We start from the raw sequence: 15,965 nt of genomic DNA, 5'->3' as shown, positions 1-15,965 counted from the left end.
CTCAGTTGTCAGATTAATAAGCAAAGGTATGAAACGAATGCCGTGCATTCGCTTCATACCTCCCTCATGTTTACTTGTTCGCCGCTTTCCATTCGTCAAGCTGACGTTGTGCTTCAGCCATGATTTTATCAAGTCCAGCTGCTTTAAATTTCTCATTTGCACGTTTGATGTAAGTCTCAGGATCAACTGTTCCTGTCATAAGCGGTGCCCAGAACTCTTCTCTTACGTTTTGTACGGAAGCAATTTCAGTCGTTACTTTCGACGGATCGAAGTTGAAGCCAAGAAGAGGTGCTGGTGTTCCTGCATCGTTAAACTTCTTGAACTCTTCCCACTTGTTCGTAGGATCTGTTGTATTCAAGTACGTAAGCATTACGTTACCGAGTGAGAATGTTGGCATGTCATAGTTTTTTGACTCATCTAGGTTTTCCATAACATTGTCGCCTGTTTTCTTGTAGTGAACGTTTTCGATACCGGAATCAATCATGTTGCGAAGCACTGGATCTGTGTTAAGCAAGTTTAGGAATTCCATTGCTTTTTCCGGATATTTCGAGTTAGCCGAAATAGCTTGCATCGAGCCCATAACAGACCAGTTGTAAATAAGCGCTTTGCTTGCTGGTGTTGAAACTACTGGGTAGCCATAGCTTGCAGACCATAGGTTGTCAGCGAAAGGCTGAGTTGTCGCACGGTCTGAGAACCATTTGCCAGTCGTTTGAACATCTGTCATCGAATCCATTGTTGCTGCTTCAGTCGGAATGTAGCCAGCTTTATAATATTTGTGCATTGTAGTCAAAGCTTGTTTCATTTCTGGTGTATCTAGAACGTTAACCAATTTGTAATCCTTTGTATCGAGGGAAACAGCCATTGGAAGCTTCTCGATTACATAGTCATATGGCACGTAAGGCATTTGGTTTTTATCAACCGCGAAAGGATATACGCCTTGTTCGTTTTCTTTGATCGTTTTGAGCAATGGCTCAAGGCTCTCAAGTGTGTTCACTTTTGAAATATCGATTTTGTACTTGTCTACATACTGCTTGTTAAAGCGCCATACTTCTTGTGCTGGCAGCTCTTTGTTAGCAGGGATACCATAGTTGTGGCCGTCAATTTTGGAGCCTTCAAGGAAAGCAGGATCAAGTGTATCAACGATGCCTTGTCCGTGCGATTTCAACAAATCATCGATTTGCATGAATGCGCCTTTTCTTGCGTTCTGCACGTAGTCAAACGCCCATGAAGACGTAAACATAATGTCTACTGCTTCACCGGAAGCCGTCATAACTTGCAGCTTCTGTGAGTAATCGCCCCAGTCGATCATGCTCATTTTGACCGTAACACCAATTTTTTCTGCTGTATATTTGCTTACTTCCTGCATAACCTTGTCCACATCTTTTTGAGGCGTACCAATGGTGTACCAGAGCAGTTCTACTGGTTTCTCGGCAGTGCCTTCACCTTCGTTTTTGCTTCCGCCGCACGCGCTAAGCACGATTGACATGACCAGCATCAGCGCAAGCGCCGGCATAAATCTCTTTTTGTTTCTAATCATTGTAAGTCCTCCCTATGTCTAGTTACGAAGCACAATCCAATTGCGTAAGCATACGCTTACTTTATTGCTCTGACCTTAATTCGCGATGCGTTTTAGGGCTAACTTAAAAATAACGGATGTAACGGTTTTCAAATAGGGAACAAATTAAAGGTATGGTGTACAAATTAAAGAAAGAAAGGACAACTCCATCTTGCATTAGAGTAGTCCTTTGTAATCAGTCGGCGAAATGCCAACATATTTCTTAAATTGCTTGTAAAAATATCCAGTTTCCCAGTAGCCGACCTGCAGCGCAATTTCCTGCACCTTCAGATTCGTCTCCTTCAACATTTCTTTAGCCTTGCCTATTCGATATTTGTTTATGTACTCGGTAAAGGTTTCATTTGTCTCCTTCTGAAACAGATGTCCGAGATAAACAGGATGGATGTTGTATTGCTGGCTGAGCGATTTGAGCGACAGCGCCTGTGCATAGTTCTCATGCACATATCCGAGCAGCAGCTGAATGATCGGGCTTTTCACGTCGCGCATAAGCGAATCCACCGTCAAGGTAGCTGCTTCTTTGACGACGGAGGAGAGCCCCTCAATCGTCTCGGCTTGCATGATTTGCGTGAAACCTGCTTTGAACAGCTCAGGCTGATCTGCCTGTTTAATTTCTTTGAGCTCCATTTTGAACCGTATCATCATCTCAATGGCCATACTTTGAATATATTCCGGCGTAACGCCGTCCAGCGTCTGATAATGCTCAAATTCAGCATCGATCGCCGCATGAAGCTGCACTAGATCCTTCGCCTTAATCAGCTTCGAGAATAAGGACCAATTCAGCGGCTGCGACGTTACATTCTCAATGCTGTTCTTCAAAGGCAACAAGCTATAGTCCAAAATAGCCGGCTCGTCGGACAATAAAAAATATTCCTGCGCTTTCTTCGCATGCGCGTAGCTCTGCGGCGCACCCTCGCCTACCGCCTCCACACTGCCAAGCGAAATACGCATCGGGCTCGGAGCGAACCGCTTCTGCATATTTTCAAGCATGCTCATCGCCTTTTCCTTACCCAGCTCCTTGTCCTCCAGCATAAACACGATAACCAAGTCGCCATCAATGTCCACAAACGGCAGCATCGACGGGTCTTCCATGGCAAGCCGCTGTACGGCTTCATAGGACGGCTCGAACTGACTTTCCGTTCGAATAATCGCCGTCACAAGATAAGGAGCATCCAGCCGGATTTCAAGCATATCGGTACGTTCGATCAGCTCATTTGGCGCAATGCGTCCAGTCAGCCACCGATACAATATATTATCCCTAAGAATGCGAATATCATAATCACTAAATAATCGGTCAGGTCTTGTTGTGTTCAATTTGTCGATCGTATTAGCCAGCGTCTCCTGCAGCTCGTCAATATTGATCGGTTTAAGCAAATAATTTTCCACACCAAGCTTTAGCCCTGACTTGATATAGTCAAATTCGTTGAAGCCGCTCAAAATAATGACCTTCAAATCCGGCCGGAATTGTCTTGCTTCACGAATCAAAGTTAAGCCGTCCATCACAGGCATTGAAATATCCGTAAGCAAAATATCAGCCGACGACTCCTTTAACGCTTCAAGCGCATCCTGGCCATTTTCCGCTGAACCGACGATTTCAAGGCCAAACGCCGCCCAATCGATAATATCGTACAAGCCTTCTATAATAAACGGCTCGTCATCTACAAGAAATACTCTATACATGCTGCGCCTCCTCTAGCACTGGGAATTCAATCGTTACGATCGTTCCGACGCCTGGCGTGCTGTTAATTTCAACACCATATTCCGTTCCGTACAGCAGCTTCAGTCTCTCATGCACACTGCGAAGACCAAAGGAATCGCCGCTTTCCTCCAGCGTGTCCATCGACTCACGAATGGACTCGAGTCTCCCAGGCGCTATGCCTCTGCCATTATCCTCGACTTGAATTTGTATGCGATCCTCTATCTGCCGAACATTTATTTTCACTTGGTTATCCGGCCTGCGAGCTTCTAGACCATGCACAACATAATTTTCAATGATCGGCTGCAGTGCCATTCGCATTATATTTTTGCTAGCCAAGCTCTGATCGCAATGAATTTCGTAAGACAGCTTGTCCTTATAACGAATCCGAAACAGCTCCAAATAGAGCCGCGAAGTTTCTAGCTCATCCTTGAGCGTGTTTTCACCTTTGGGCTGAACGAAGCTTTTGAATAACACTGATAAGCTATATATCATTTCACCTACGTCCTTCGCTCCTTGCGATACGGCCCGCATCCGAATCACTTCGAGCGTATTGTACAAAAAGTGGGGATTCACTCTAGCCTGCAAAGCAGCAAGCTCTGTATGCTTTTGTTTAATCTCCGCTTTATAGACGCGATCGATATGCTTTGTCAGCTCGCCGAGCATATCGTTAAAGCTTCTGGAAATTTGCCCAAGCTCGTCCTCTTTCTCGTCTTGGATGCGTGCGGACAAGTCGCCGTTCTCCACCTTGCGCATAAATCGTATTATTTTATTCGTTCGTTTCGCGAAATTGATAACAACCAAGGTCGGAACCAGCAGCACCATAATGATACAAATGATACTAATTAATGTAATCGTGTGCTTCAAGCCTTGATAGGCAGCAGCAACCTCCGCCTTCGGCGCTACACCAACTACGGTATAACCCGCTTCGGTTTGCGTGAACATTTTGACATAAGATTCCTGCTCAAGCATTACAGTATCATTCAAGGAATCAATTTTATCGATATAAGGGTACCGTTTACCATAAAAGTTGTCTGAGGAATCGAAGAGCACTTCCCCTGTTGGTCCAAGGACAAGAATATAGCCCTTTAGTTGCTCTTTATAGCTCTCAAGTGCCTTTTGAATCCGTTCTGAGTTAAAATAAACGAGCAGCTGTCCTAGGTTTTTTAACGTATTTTTGTCCGTAATGGGGACACGTATCGCGAATAGCTTGGGATCCTGCTGTCCAATTGCCGTTCGTACCCATGCATTCGGCAGCGTTACTTTACTTGCTTCCATCGCCATGGCATCCGGGATATAGGAATGTGCGGCATTCGTAGATATTAACTTCGTTACATGCCCCTGCTTGTATGCGTACAAAAACTGCTTTTCCGAGCTGTACAGCAGCAGGTTCTCGATATCGGCATCATTTTCAACCTTATTTTCAAAATAATCCAGCCCCTTCGGCATGTCGATATTAATAGAAGAGGCATATTGATCCAATTGATAATTGATGTAATCCTCGAACGGATTTTGAAGAAAGTAAGTAAGATGAAGGGATAAGGCTTCATTCCGATACACATCAAGCATAATGGACTCCACCGATTCAAATTTACGAGCCATGTAGCTATTCACGCTATCGATCGCTTTTTTCTGATTTTCAAGTTCATTGCGTACAATCGATTCCGACATGACATTAAACATAAAATACGAAAAGGTTACGATCGTCACTGTTGTGATCAATGCAAACAACAAAATCATTTTCATGAAAAGATTATTTTTGACATAGTTGTGGTACAAGCTTTTTGCCTTCAAAATAAGCTCCTTTCCCGTGAATGATCGCTGCTCTATAGGTTGATCGGAGTTCACGATATGGGGTACAAGGTTTAATAATACTTCAGTATGATTTGCTGGCACAAGTATGCTCCTTATTAATCGGCAATTGAAGGGTACGGTTGAATGGCGCCTCGGAAGGGGCGTATAATGTAAAGGTGAGAGAATCCGCAAGATTGGAGATGAGAGCATGACAATTGGTAAAATGCTTCGAAATGTTTCCGTCGGACTGATATTCGGCATACTGGCCATTGGATTACTGCCGTTTCTGGTCATCTTTAACTGGGCGGAGATGCTCAATCTTGTCGAACTCGAAACCTCGCCATTATTTATGCTTCTTGGACGATTTATTAGACCGACCGTTCGCAAGAAAAGCATGAACAGCGTGAACAACATGGACAGTCAGGAACACAAACAAGATCTCAATCAATAAACTAGCAGCAGCCTAAACCGTTTGCATGAACGGAGACCCGGGAGAGCACCTTATGTTGGTGACATTCTTCAGGGTCTTTCTTTCTCGCTTAAACGAGCGATTTATAGTAAAATGGGGCGATGCAACACTATACGATTATGAGGTGCCCTTATGTCCATTAGCTTCACAACATCCATTATCAGCCGCTTAAAAAGAGAAATCGCTGACATGCAAAAGCAAACCAGCAACGATAAAAGCAAAAAAGAGAAAGCTCTCTCTAAAATAAAACAACTGCAAAAAAACATTAAAATGAGCTCTTCCCCCACCGACCTTAGCAGCAAGATGACTCAAATTACGAAATTAAACGAAGAAGTAGCCAGAATTGAAGCTTCGCAGGCTGCTTTAACTAAACAATTAGCAGCAAAAAATGCAGAGCTTCGGCAGCAGCTTTCCAAAAACGAGCAAAAAAGCGATAAATAGCTTTTGCATAGAGACCTTTCACAAGTTCAAATGAGCTTGCGAAGGGTCTTTTTGTTATCGGCTTGATATGGTGAGATTGTCCATTCCTCGTATACTTTAACCAAACGCGCGCATCCTATGGAAAAAAAGCAGGGCGGGGATTGTATGCATACAGTTTGGAAAGGTGCGATTAGCTTTGGGTTGGTTCATGTGCCTGTAAAAATGTTTACAGCAACAGAAGATAAGGATGTTCATTTTCGCCAAATACATAAGGTTTGCGGCATGCCTATTTCCTATGTGAAAACTTGTCCTCACTGTGATGAAGCCGTTAAACCAGAGGATATCGCTAAAGGTTTTGAATACGAGAAGGACAAGTTTGTCCTCTTTAATGAAGAGGAGCTTGAAGCGCTAAAGCCTGAATCTGCACGGGTTATTCAAATTCTCGACTTTGTCGATTTAACGGATATCGATCCTCTCTATTATCAAAAAGCTTATTACCTCACCCCCGACATGTCAGGGGCTGGAGCTTATACGCTGCTGCTTGAAGCGATCAAACAAACAGGTAAAATCGGCATCGCCAAAATATCGATCCGCAGCAAAAGCAGCTTGGCGGCGATTCGCGTTGTCGGAAACTGCTTATGCATGGAGACGATGCATTATCCTGATGAAATTCGGCCGCTAGCAGAAGTGCCTAACCTGCCTGGGTTTGCTAATGTCAATGAAAAGGAACTGCAAATGGCCAAACAGCTCATTGAGCAGTTGTCTGAACCGTTTCATCCTGAGAAATATACCGATGATTACCGGGCTGCCATGCTAGAAGCTATTCAGCATAAAATGGCGGGCGAAAGCGTTGATATGGTTTCGGCTCCGGCTGTTGGTCGGACGAATGTCATTGATTTGATGGCTGCGCTGCAAGCTTCCCTTGAAGCGGCCAAAACGCCACCTGCTGCTCCAAAGAAAAGGAAGAGCACCACTAGAAAAACGAAGGATGCCGGATAATGAACACGATGTCTTTGCTTCCTCTGCCGAAGGTGCCTATGGCGCCAGTCACTTCACCAAATATCCCTAAGGGCTCGGAGTGGGGATATCAAATCAAATGGGATGGCGTTCGCACACTCGCTCGATTAGATGGCAACGGCGGTGTTGAACTATTTTCCAAACGAGTAGAGCCGCGAAATACCACTTTCCCTGAAATTGTAGATCTCTTGTCGCCGCTGCGTGTTGGGCCTTGCATCCTTGATGGTGAAATCGTCTATTTTGACGGCACTCGTCCAAACTTTCAGCGCAGCCGCCTAGGCGTACAGAAAAGGTCAGGCAATGATGATCTCTTATTCGTCATGTTTGATATGCTCAATGATAACGGTGAAGATTTGCGCAGCTTTCCCTTCCGTGATCGTTACAGCCGGCTTGCTGCCAAGTTTCCTGAAAAATCGCCGCGGCTGTTTGTCACCGACTTGTTTGATGATGGTCAGTCCTTATGGGAATGGCTTATCGAGCGGGAGTGGGAAGGGCTCATATCGAAGCGTCTGGATAGTCCTTACAGCGAGGGCAAAGGCCATAAGGATTGGTTCAAAAAGCGGAAGGAAGTACGAATCGTCGCGGACGTTGTTGGGGTGAAATTAAGGGATGGCCTTGTGTCGAGCCTCGTGCTGCAATATGAGAATAAATATATTGGGCATGTGTCGGGGCTCGACAACGCGTCCAAAAAACTGCTGCTCCAGTTCATGCATGACCACCCGGGAGATTGCCCCTTCCCGTCGCTATCGCAAGGCATGAAGAAATCCGACGTAGTCTGGCTTGCCGTACATTTCCCATGCAGGGTGACCGCACTCGAGTTTACCGATACGGGCCTGCTTCGCCAACCGAAACTGCTAGGTTTTGGTGCGGGAGGCGGCGAGGTTTAGCGCTGATGTAAAGTTTGCTCAGACGAATAAAGAGGCGGTTGCCCCACAAGGTCATATTACTTGCGGGACAACCTCCTCTTACACTTTTCCGCCCAAACCCGACAAATACCCCACTATGCGTCGATTCAGTCAAAATAGCGCTAGAATCTAGTCCTATTTTCAACAAACATGCAACTTTCACAGAAATAGGACTAGAAAGTAGGCTTATTTCTGCTCACAACCCGTCAAATGCCCCACTATGCGTTGATTCAGTAAAAATAGCGCTAGGATCTAGTCCTATTTTCAGCAAACATCAGCTTTTCGCGGGAATAGGACTAGAAAATAGTGTTATTCCTGCTAACAACCCACCAAATGCCCCACTATGCGTTGATTCAGTAAAAATAGCGCTAGAATCTAGACCTATTTTCTACAAACATGAGCTTTTCGCGGAAATAGGACTAGAAAATAGTCTTATTTCCACTCATAACCCGCCAAATGCCCCACTACACGTTGATTCAGTAAAAATAGCGCTAGAATCTAGACTTATTTCCAACAAACATCAGCTTTTCGCGGAAATAGGGATAGAAAATAGTCTTATTTCCACTCACAACCCGCCAAATGCCCCACTACACGTTGATTCAGTAAAAATAGCGCTAGAATCTAGACTTATTTCCAACAAACATGAGCTTTTCGCGGAAATAGGAGTAGAAAATAGTGTTATTCCTGCTAACAACCCGACAAATACCCCACTATTCGCTGATTCAGTAAAAATAGCGCTAGAATCTAGTCCTATTTTCTACAAGCATGAGCATTTCGCAGAAATAAGTCTAGATAATAGTCTTATTTCTGCTAACAACCCGCCAAATGCCCCGCTACACGTTGATTCAGTAAAAATAGCGCTAAAATCTAGACCTATTTTCAACAAACAAGCACCTTTCACGGAAATAGGACTAGAAAGTAGGCTTATTTCCACTCACAACCCGCCAAATGCCCCGCTACACGTTGATTCAGTAAAAATAGCGCTAGGATCTAGTCCTATTTTCAACAAACATCAGCTTTTCGCGGAAATAGGACTAGAAAGTAGGCTTATTTTGAAAAACTGACTTCCACTTGTGCTTCAGAGCCACACCGATACCACAAAGCAACTTCCCAATCCAGCTACTCCTTAAGCCCTTCATATATCGCGTGGAGCAAGCGGTGCGTTTCATCGCAGCTGTATTCCCAGAACATTACGCCGCCAAGCTCACTCGCCTTAACATACTCGCATTTATGATGCAGCGATTGTTCGTCGTCGTAAGAGATAAAGCTGCTTCCGTCGTAGAGGTAAGGCGCCTTCGCTTCGTCGTCCCAATATCGAACATAATTGTTTTTATTAATGTATTCCGCTGCAAGCTTGGTGAAATCTGGTCCATATCCGCCTGTGCTGCCCGCCATTTGATGAAGCCCATTCGCGCGATTAGGAACGTTATGCCAAACCCGAGTATAAAACGCCGCGCCTATAACGATCTTCTCCTTCGGCACGCCTGCTCGGATAAACAGGTTAACGGATGCATCCGTACTGATGCGGAATAAATCCCCAGTTGGTGTATACAGATTCGTATGATGCCCCGTTAAAATTTGAAATCCACCGCGCATATCGTAGGTCATCAGCTGAACAAAATCCAAGTATTGCTGGACTTGATCCATTTCCGTACCGTCTACATAATATTGATCCGCGCCTGCTGCAATCGTTAGCAGATAATGTTTCCCGTCACTTGCGCCCTTCTCGTCCAAAGCTTCGCGGATGGTTTTGAGCAGCAGAGTGAAATTGGTCTTATCATCTGGACTAGACGCTATGCCCGCTTCACCATAACAAGGATATTCCCAGTCGAGATCGACTCCGTCGAATGGAAGGTTGGTTAATACACGAACCGCCGAATCTGCGAAGCGGCTTCTCCCTTCAGCGGTAGATGCAGCTTCAGAAAACCCGCCTGCGCTCCATCCGCCGACAGACAATAGAATAGTCAGCTCTGGATGCTCATGTTTAATCCTGCGAAGAACATCAATATACTGCAAATGCTCTGTAATAATTTCATCATTGCGCACATGGCCAAATGCCACATTCAAATGGGTAAGCTTCGTTAAATCTTCCCGCGTCATGTCTGGAAGCTTCGAATCTGATGCATAACCCGCCACAATATATTTTCGACTTGCCATTACGTATCACTCCGTTTCGTTGGTTGCTGCCATATGCTAGTGAGAATCTGCAATGCTTCTTTCCCCGTACCGATCTTGTATCCTGATGCTGTGTAACGAATTTGATCTTGGCCATCCAGTACGAGCAAATGCGGGAAACCCGCTTCGCTAGCTGGCGGCACTGCTATAAAGTCCGGCAAAGACGCGTAAGTGGAATCACGAACAAACACGGTACGCGAAGGCAACCCCTTATAACGAGAAGGATCAAAAGATGCCGTCCATTCGGAATCACCTACGACAAGCACAATCGGCGCTCCAAGTTTGTTCAATGGCTCAGCAAGCTCGCCGAGTTCACGGAATAAATGTTTGGTAGGCTCACGCTCCGGCTCCAGCCAAGCAACAATTGCCCCATTCATGCCGATAAGCTCTCCAATCGATTGGTCTGAACCACCCTGCATCGTAAACGTATCGTTTCTGTTTAGCGTCCCGAGTACTGGAATACCTTGCTTCGCACTTCGGAAAGTCAGCGGAATATCCATTTGTTCTCCTGCACGCAGCTCAAAATAGGAAAAGCGAACGCATGCGGTGCCATCCTTTAACCGAATACCTGTGGTCAATCGATAGCTGCCTTGCGCAAGCTCGAACGGCTCATCGTATACATCAGATTTCCCATTAGGGTAGACCAACGTTTTATATATGCCGTTCTCCAGCCGGGCGAATGTGAAGTTCTCAGAGTACGAAGCTGCCGGAGCTTCATCGGATGACTCGTTATCTTTAAGAAGCCGCAGCTTGCCGTTTTCCTTCTGCTCCAATTGCAGCAACGCTCGATTTGCAAATACTGCATCCTGCCAGCCACCGTTAGCCATCGCCATGTATTGCGGCTTATGCTCACTCGGATGCAAGCGTGCTGGAATGCCTATGCTGCGGCAGATCGCCACAAACATAATATCGAGAGAAGCCTGATCCCCTTTCTTGATCTTAAAGGTACCAACTGGGTTTCCTCTGCCCTTCAGATTGGGAAGGTCCTCCCACAACGACCACTCTGACTCCAGATGGCGTACAAGCTCAGCAGCATTTTGCCGGAACAATGCCACTTGTGCTTCAGTGAACACCTCTTGGAAAAAATGCTTATAAGGCACGATCATTTCATATAACACTCGCGGACAAAGGATGTACCGCAAGAAGATGTCTTCGGGAAGCTCGCCGCGCTGTGACAGAGAACCGATGAGATGATCGTCAAGCTCCTTGCGGAACGAATCGGAAAGATCCTTCTCGTTCAAGCTCTCCAGCAGCTTTAGCGGCCATTCTCCAAATTCAGCGGAGCGTTCCTGCAAGAAAGCTGCGATCTCGTGGCTATTTCCCCGTGCCTTGCGCAGCACATCCCACACCCGCTCCTGCGGAAGACCAGCAGCCTCGGCAATATCCGACGCCTGCGCTTCGCTTAGGAATGTTTGTTCATAGCTGCTGCGGATGTTCGTGCCTTCTTCCAGGCGGCTATTATGCCGCTGAACCTTCTCCTCGGAAAGTACATCGAGAGCTTTGCCATTACGTTCAGGAGGTGGAACCATATCAAAGTCAGTTATCCCTTCGGGCTGCTGCACTTGATCCAGAACGATCTCGAAGCGCACACGATCACTAACTGTAATCTTCTTTTCTCCCCACTTGCCATCCATCACAGCACGAATCAACAGATCTCCGTAGCCTGTCTTAAACGCAGCTTCACCCAGTTCGTTTGTCTTCAGCTCAGCAATCGGATAAAATTCAGCCATATTATAGAGCTCAAAATAAACATTCGCGCCGCTGACCGGTTGGTTCAGCTCATCCTTCACAGCGACAGTGATGCTTCGAGTAGGCGCATAACCTTCAAGCAAATTGATTTCTGTAAACCAATTGTCCGCAAGCGTGATGTCCTCAGGGCCAGGGTAATTTGCGAATACTCGAGTATTGATCAGCATTGCCCGCCGGGCTGGAGGAGTGAACCAGCCTTGATCAAGGCGAGCTTCAGGCTCACAGGCGCCGATATAGTGCCACTGCCCGTCAGCCCAAGCTTCTACCCAAGCATGGTTATCGTCACAATGCGCCCAACGCGGGGTGTATACTTGGCGAGCAGGAATGCCAATGCTCCGAAGCGCTGCAACAGCAAGTGTCGATTCCTCACCACACCGGCCTCGAGCATTTCGAATCATCGTAAGCGGCGAGATCGTCCGCAGATCACTGCCAATGTAGTTCGCCTTCTCATGGCACCAGTAGTTCGTCTCCAGAATCGCATCCTCCATCGACAAAGACGCGGTACGCTCCGCCAGTTCACTGTATAAGATACCGCGTGAATCCTCGATGTTCTCCGTGTTCACACGGTAGGGCAACACAAAATGCAGGAAGAGATGATCCGGCACCCGTTTTCCCCAAGGCACTTTTCCCCGAATGTCCAGCGTCTGCCGCACATGGCTTAGAAACAACGTACCGTCATAATCAGCCATATCGTTTACAGGCATATAGGCGTACAAATATTTGAGCGCCCATGTCTCTTCATCCGTCAGCGGCTGCTGAAAAATATCAAACAGCTCATGCTCTCTCGCCTTAGCGAGCAGCTGCTTCTCACGAAACTTGCGTTCAATCAGCTCCATCGACGCTTGCTCTAATGAGAATACAGAGGTTTGCAATGTCATGCGTACTCACTCCTTCCATAGCTTTCCGTCTTGCCTAATGCAGAAGCTCGACTTCCCATCGCTAGACGGCGTTGTGATTTGGAACATGGAGCGGGTCGTCTCAATGACAGGCGTTATGCTCCACTGCTCTCCGCCATGCATCAACGATTCCGCATCCGCTGTAAATTTACCGTGACTTGCGAAGTAATTGCGCTCACGATAATAGAGCTTGCGGAGCTCCCACTTTATGCGTTCATCCGGCGGCTGTTCGAACGAATCCGGGCCATCTTCCCCTGCAAACATGACATAACCCCATAGCTCAGGATAATGCATATTAATAAGTCCCATCGGAGACCATACCCAGTTGTCCTCTGGATAGGATTTACCCGTTTCCGGATTGATGATCTTGCGGTATTCGCCATCCTTCACTTCAACGCGCCATTCAACGCGGGAGAAATTGACGCGCCAAAACTCGCCATTCACTGGCGCTCTGCCTTCAGGCGCGCATTCGCGCAAGCTTTTCCAAGGCATCGCTACCTCAATGCTCCACTTCCGATTCGCTGCTTCCGGCCGATTCAGCTCGCCGTCAATATGTACGGCTGTCTGAAGCCCGCTAATGTCCCAGCCGTTAATCGGCGGACCACCGTCACGGTATGGTTTAACCAGCAGCAGATCCCACACGGTGTTCAGCGCGTTAATTTCAAACTCGTAATAATTGTGGCTGTCACCATCGGGATCAATAAATATTTCAAAATCATTATCATAAAAAATGACCGAATCCCGCTCCGTCAACGTCGCCCAAATCTCGTCTTCAATCAATTCTGCCGCAAAATAGAAATAGTCGTCATCCCACAGCATTTTCACGCGGGTCTGCTTCGCAGGTTTTGGCCGAAGATCGCCTTCGATATCTACAAAATCGTCCGTCCAATCCGCTGCTGCCCAGAACGGCTTATCTACTCGCCCGTCAAGAATGAGCGGCCCCGCCGCGCGGCGACATACATAATGTTTGGGTGCATATTCGATGTTCGGCTCCTGCAATCCGCTTAAATTCATGTTATCCCTCCGTTTGAATTGCTATGAATCTATGAAAACGATGAAGCTCGCTTAAAGTACACATTCATGCCAGAAGCGGCGCAGATTGTCCATCGCAATGCGGGAGGCGGATTTGCACTCTTCCATGCCTTCGAATTCAATCGTCATATAACCATCGTAACCCGATTCCTTAATAAGCTTGACGATTTTACGGATCTCAATATCCCCTTGTCCTACAATCGCCCCGCGCAAGTAGTTACCGTTCGAGGTCAAAAACCAATCACCGTCACCCGGATGCTGATCATATGGACGGAAGTAGAAATCTTTGAAATGGATAAGTGATGCATAAGGCAAGTTTTTCTTAACGCCGATGATCGAATTCTCATCCACGCACATAAAGTTGCCGATATCGAGTGTCGTCTTGAAATTCGGCCGGTCTACCGCATGAAGAACACGTTGAACCCGGTCGCTGGACTGTACGCTGAAGCCATGATTCTCTATCGTCGTTGTAATCCCGTATTGCGCGGCATAGTCCGCGATAAGCTGGCTGCCCTTCACCATGAGATGCAGGTTCTCCTCGAACCACCTAATTGTCATCTTCTCCTGCGGAATGGTGAAGGCGGTTACATCGTGCCGCATATGATTCATGCCGAGTCGATGCACAAGATCAACATGCAGCTTGACCCGCGCGACTTCCTCTTCAAACAATTGCTCCGTATCCTGCACGAAGTTCGCCGGCATCGAATAGTTGGAGAGGGCAATGCCAACCTCCTTTGCTTTCTCACGTACAGCATCCGCCAGCTCCGGGTTGTCAACGAGCGTATAGCCATATGGAACAATCTCCATATGCTCGCCGCCGTTACCCGCTATCCAAGAGATGGCATCAAGAATGCTCATCTCTCCCGATTTTATGGCGCTTAGCAAGCTGTAAGAACTTAATCCAATTTTCATCGTTTCTTCCTCCTAAGTAGACTGATCACATGATTAGTTATGCGTTACAACTGCGCCAGAACCACCATACATATCTAGCTCCTCATCAAATTCCAGCTTAAGTACGGTCACTTGCTTGTGAGTGTCTTCCGCTGTCAGATGAATCCATGTCGTCCCCGGAATATTGAACCACGGCACCCCTCCATGAATTTCATGCGTAAGCTCTTTGCCGGAATGCAACACTGTAATTTTTTTGATCTTGTTACATAATCCCTTTAGGCATACATTCTCTTTCGGATCATCATACACGAACAGATACAATGACTTTTTATCTTTGGATATGGTGCTGCCGCCCAAATAATAGCGGGTCATAATGCCTTCGTCTGTCCCAAATACCGCTTCTTCGTGCGTTCGAATCCATTCGCCTAATCCCAGCAAAATATCCTCTTGCCGTTTGTCTATCGTTCCATCCTCCATCGGCCCGATATCAAGCAGCATGTTGCCGCCTAGGGTAATGCAATCACAGAACATTCGAATGATTTGATTTAATGATTTATATTTATCGTCCGTCGGCACATACCCCCACGAACTATTAATGGTTGTGCAAAACTCCCAAGGCCCCTCCGGCCGTGTGATCGGAATCCCTTGCTCCGGCGTTTTGTAATCCCCATAGCCTTGCAGGCGTGAGTTGATAATAATGTCTGGATTAAACGATTGCAGATACTGCTTGAATTCGGGCAAATTCCACTGCTCAGCGCTGCGTTCCCAATCGCCGTCGAACCAAAGAAGATCAACCTTCCCATAGTTCATTAAAACTTCCCGCAGCTGATCATTGTTAAACTTCAGAAAAGCATTCCACTTTTCTTCATCCTGAACACCGTTTACCGGGCTCGAAAACTTGTTAACTTTGCTCAAATCATCCGGCACCTTGCCGCCTTCAAACACAGATGGATAATCGGGATGCGACCAGTCGATGAGCGAATAATACATCCCAAGTCGAATCCCTCTTTTCGTGACGGCTTCCGCATATTCCTTGATCAGATCCCGCTTCGCCGGCGTTTTCTTCACAACGCTAAGGTCGCTGTACTGTGTATCAAACAATGCTACGCCGTCGTGGTGCTTGGTCGTAAGCACTGCGTACTTCGCTCCCGATTGCTCAATTAAATCAGCCCATTTGTCCGCATCGAACTTCGAAGCCGTAAAGCCGTCCAATTGTTTCATATAATCGTCATAGCTCATTCTTCCGTTATAGAACGACCATGACTCCGAGACACCATCTACTGCATAAATACCATAATGTATAAAAATACCTAGCTTAGCTTCCTTAAACCATTGCTGCATAGCAGAC

General features: G+C 46.6%; 13 protein-coding genes. 5 read left to right on the top strand and 8 right to left on the bottom strand.

All coding sequences use genetic code 11. The features are described from left to right. Positions 1-70: 70 nt before the first annotated feature. From BK120_RS22345 to BK120_RS22335, 3 genes are all read right to left on the bottom strand, one after another. Positions 71-1,537: an ABC transporter substrate-binding protein gene (locus tag BK120_RS22345; RefSeq protein WP_076269713.1), complete on the bottom strand. Its 1,467-nt coding sequence runs from the start codon at positions 1,535-1,537 to the stop codon at positions 71-73. Positions 1,538-1,732: 195 nt separating this feature from the next. Continuing rightward, the gene (locus BK120_RS22340; RefSeq protein ID WP_076269712.1) at positions 1,733-3,253 is read right to left on the bottom strand and encodes a response regulator transcription factor; all 1,521 of its coding nucleotides are present in this window, start codon (positions 3,251-3,253) and stop codon (positions 1,733-1,735) included. After that, positions 3,246-5,165 carry a sensor histidine kinase gene (locus BK120_RS22335; RefSeq protein ID WP_305953901.1) on the bottom strand — a complete coding sequence of 640 codons (1,920 nt, stop codon included), beginning with the start codon at positions 5,163-5,165 and terminating at the stop codon, positions 3,246-3,248. The genes BK120_RS22340 and BK120_RS22335 overlap by 8 nt, the downstream gene beginning before the upstream one ends. A gap of 106 nt (positions 5,166-5,271) precedes the next feature. Between BK120_RS22335 and BK120_RS22330 the strand changes: the two genes are divergently transcribed. The 5 genes from BK120_RS22330 to BK120_RS22310 all read left to right on the top strand — a co-directional run bounded on the left by BK120_RS22330 (position 5,272) and on the right by BK120_RS22310 (position 8,938). Further along, positions 5,272-5,514 carry a hypothetical protein gene (locus tag BK120_RS22330; protein ID WP_076269711.1) on the top strand — a complete coding sequence of 81 codons (243 nt, stop codon included), beginning with the start codon at positions 5,272-5,274 and terminating at the stop codon, positions 5,512-5,514. Between the two features lie 150 nt (positions 5,515-5,664). Further along, a complete protein-coding gene (locus BK120_RS22325) occupies positions 5,665-5,973 on the top strand; it encodes a hypothetical protein (protein ID WP_076269710.1) in 309 nt (102 codons plus the stop codon). 144 nt (positions 5,974-6,117) lie between these two features. After that, positions 6,118-6,951, top strand: coding sequence for a non-homologous end joining protein Ku (gene ku / locus BK120_RS22320; RefSeq protein WP_076269709.1), 834 nt, complete (start codon positions 6,118-6,120; stop codon positions 6,949-6,951). Further along, entirely contained in the window at positions 6,951-7,856 is a 906-nt protein-coding gene (locus BK120_RS22315) for an ATP-dependent DNA ligase (RefSeq protein WP_076269708.1), read from the top strand. The genes ku and BK120_RS22315 overlap by 1 nt, the downstream gene beginning before the upstream one ends. Positions 7,857-7,894: 38 nt before the next feature. Beyond that, positions 7,895-8,938, top strand: a complete 1,044-nt coding sequence (locus BK120_RS22310) for a hypothetical protein (RefSeq protein WP_076269707.1) — start codon at positions 7,895-7,897, stop codon at positions 8,936-8,938. A 55-nt stretch (positions 8,939-8,993) separates the two neighbouring features. Here BK120_RS22310 and BK120_RS22305 read toward each other — a convergent pair whose 3' ends face one another. Genes BK120_RS22305 through BK120_RS22285 form a run of 5 tightly spaced genes read right to left on the bottom strand, consistent with a single transcriptional unit; the run spans position 8,994 to position 15,958 of the window. Beyond that, positions 8,994-10,031, bottom strand: a complete 1,038-nt coding sequence (locus tag BK120_RS22305; RefSeq protein WP_076269706.1) for a glycoside hydrolase family 18 protein — start codon at positions 10,029-10,031, stop codon at positions 8,994-8,996. Next, positions 10,031-12,676 carry a transglutaminase domain-containing protein gene (locus BK120_RS22300; protein ID WP_076269705.1) on the bottom strand — a complete coding sequence of 882 codons (2,646 nt, stop codon included), beginning with the start codon at positions 12,674-12,676 and terminating at the stop codon, positions 10,031-10,033. Before BK120_RS22300 ends, BK120_RS22305 begins: the two co-directional genes overlap by 1 nt. 6 nt (positions 12,677-12,682) lie before the next feature. Beyond that, the gene (locus tag BK120_RS22295) at positions 12,683-13,708 is read right to left on the bottom strand and encodes a carbohydrate-binding family 9-like protein (RefSeq protein WP_076269704.1); all 1,026 of its coding nucleotides are present in this window, start codon (positions 13,706-13,708) and stop codon (positions 12,683-12,685) included. A gap of 51 nt (positions 13,709-13,759) precedes the next feature. Continuing rightward, a complete protein-coding gene (locus BK120_RS22290) occupies positions 13,760-14,638 on the bottom strand; it encodes a sugar phosphate isomerase/epimerase family protein (RefSeq protein ID WP_076269703.1) in 879 nt (292 codons plus the stop codon). A 33-nt stretch (positions 14,639-14,671) separates the two neighbouring features. Continuing rightward, positions 14,672-15,958: an alpha-L-fucosidase gene (locus BK120_RS22285; RefSeq protein ID WP_076269702.1), complete on the bottom strand. Its 1,287-nt coding sequence runs from the start codon at positions 15,956-15,958 to the stop codon at positions 14,672-14,674. Positions 15,959-15,965 lie beyond the last annotated feature (7 nt).

The organism is Paenibacillus sp. FSL A5-0031 (assembly GCF_001956295.1).
Taxonomy (GTDB): Bacteria; Bacillota; Bacilli; order Paenibacillales; family Paenibacillaceae; genus Pristimantibacillus.
Note: the sequence above shows the minus strand (reverse complement) of the source record. Positions and strands in the feature narration are given on the sequence as shown.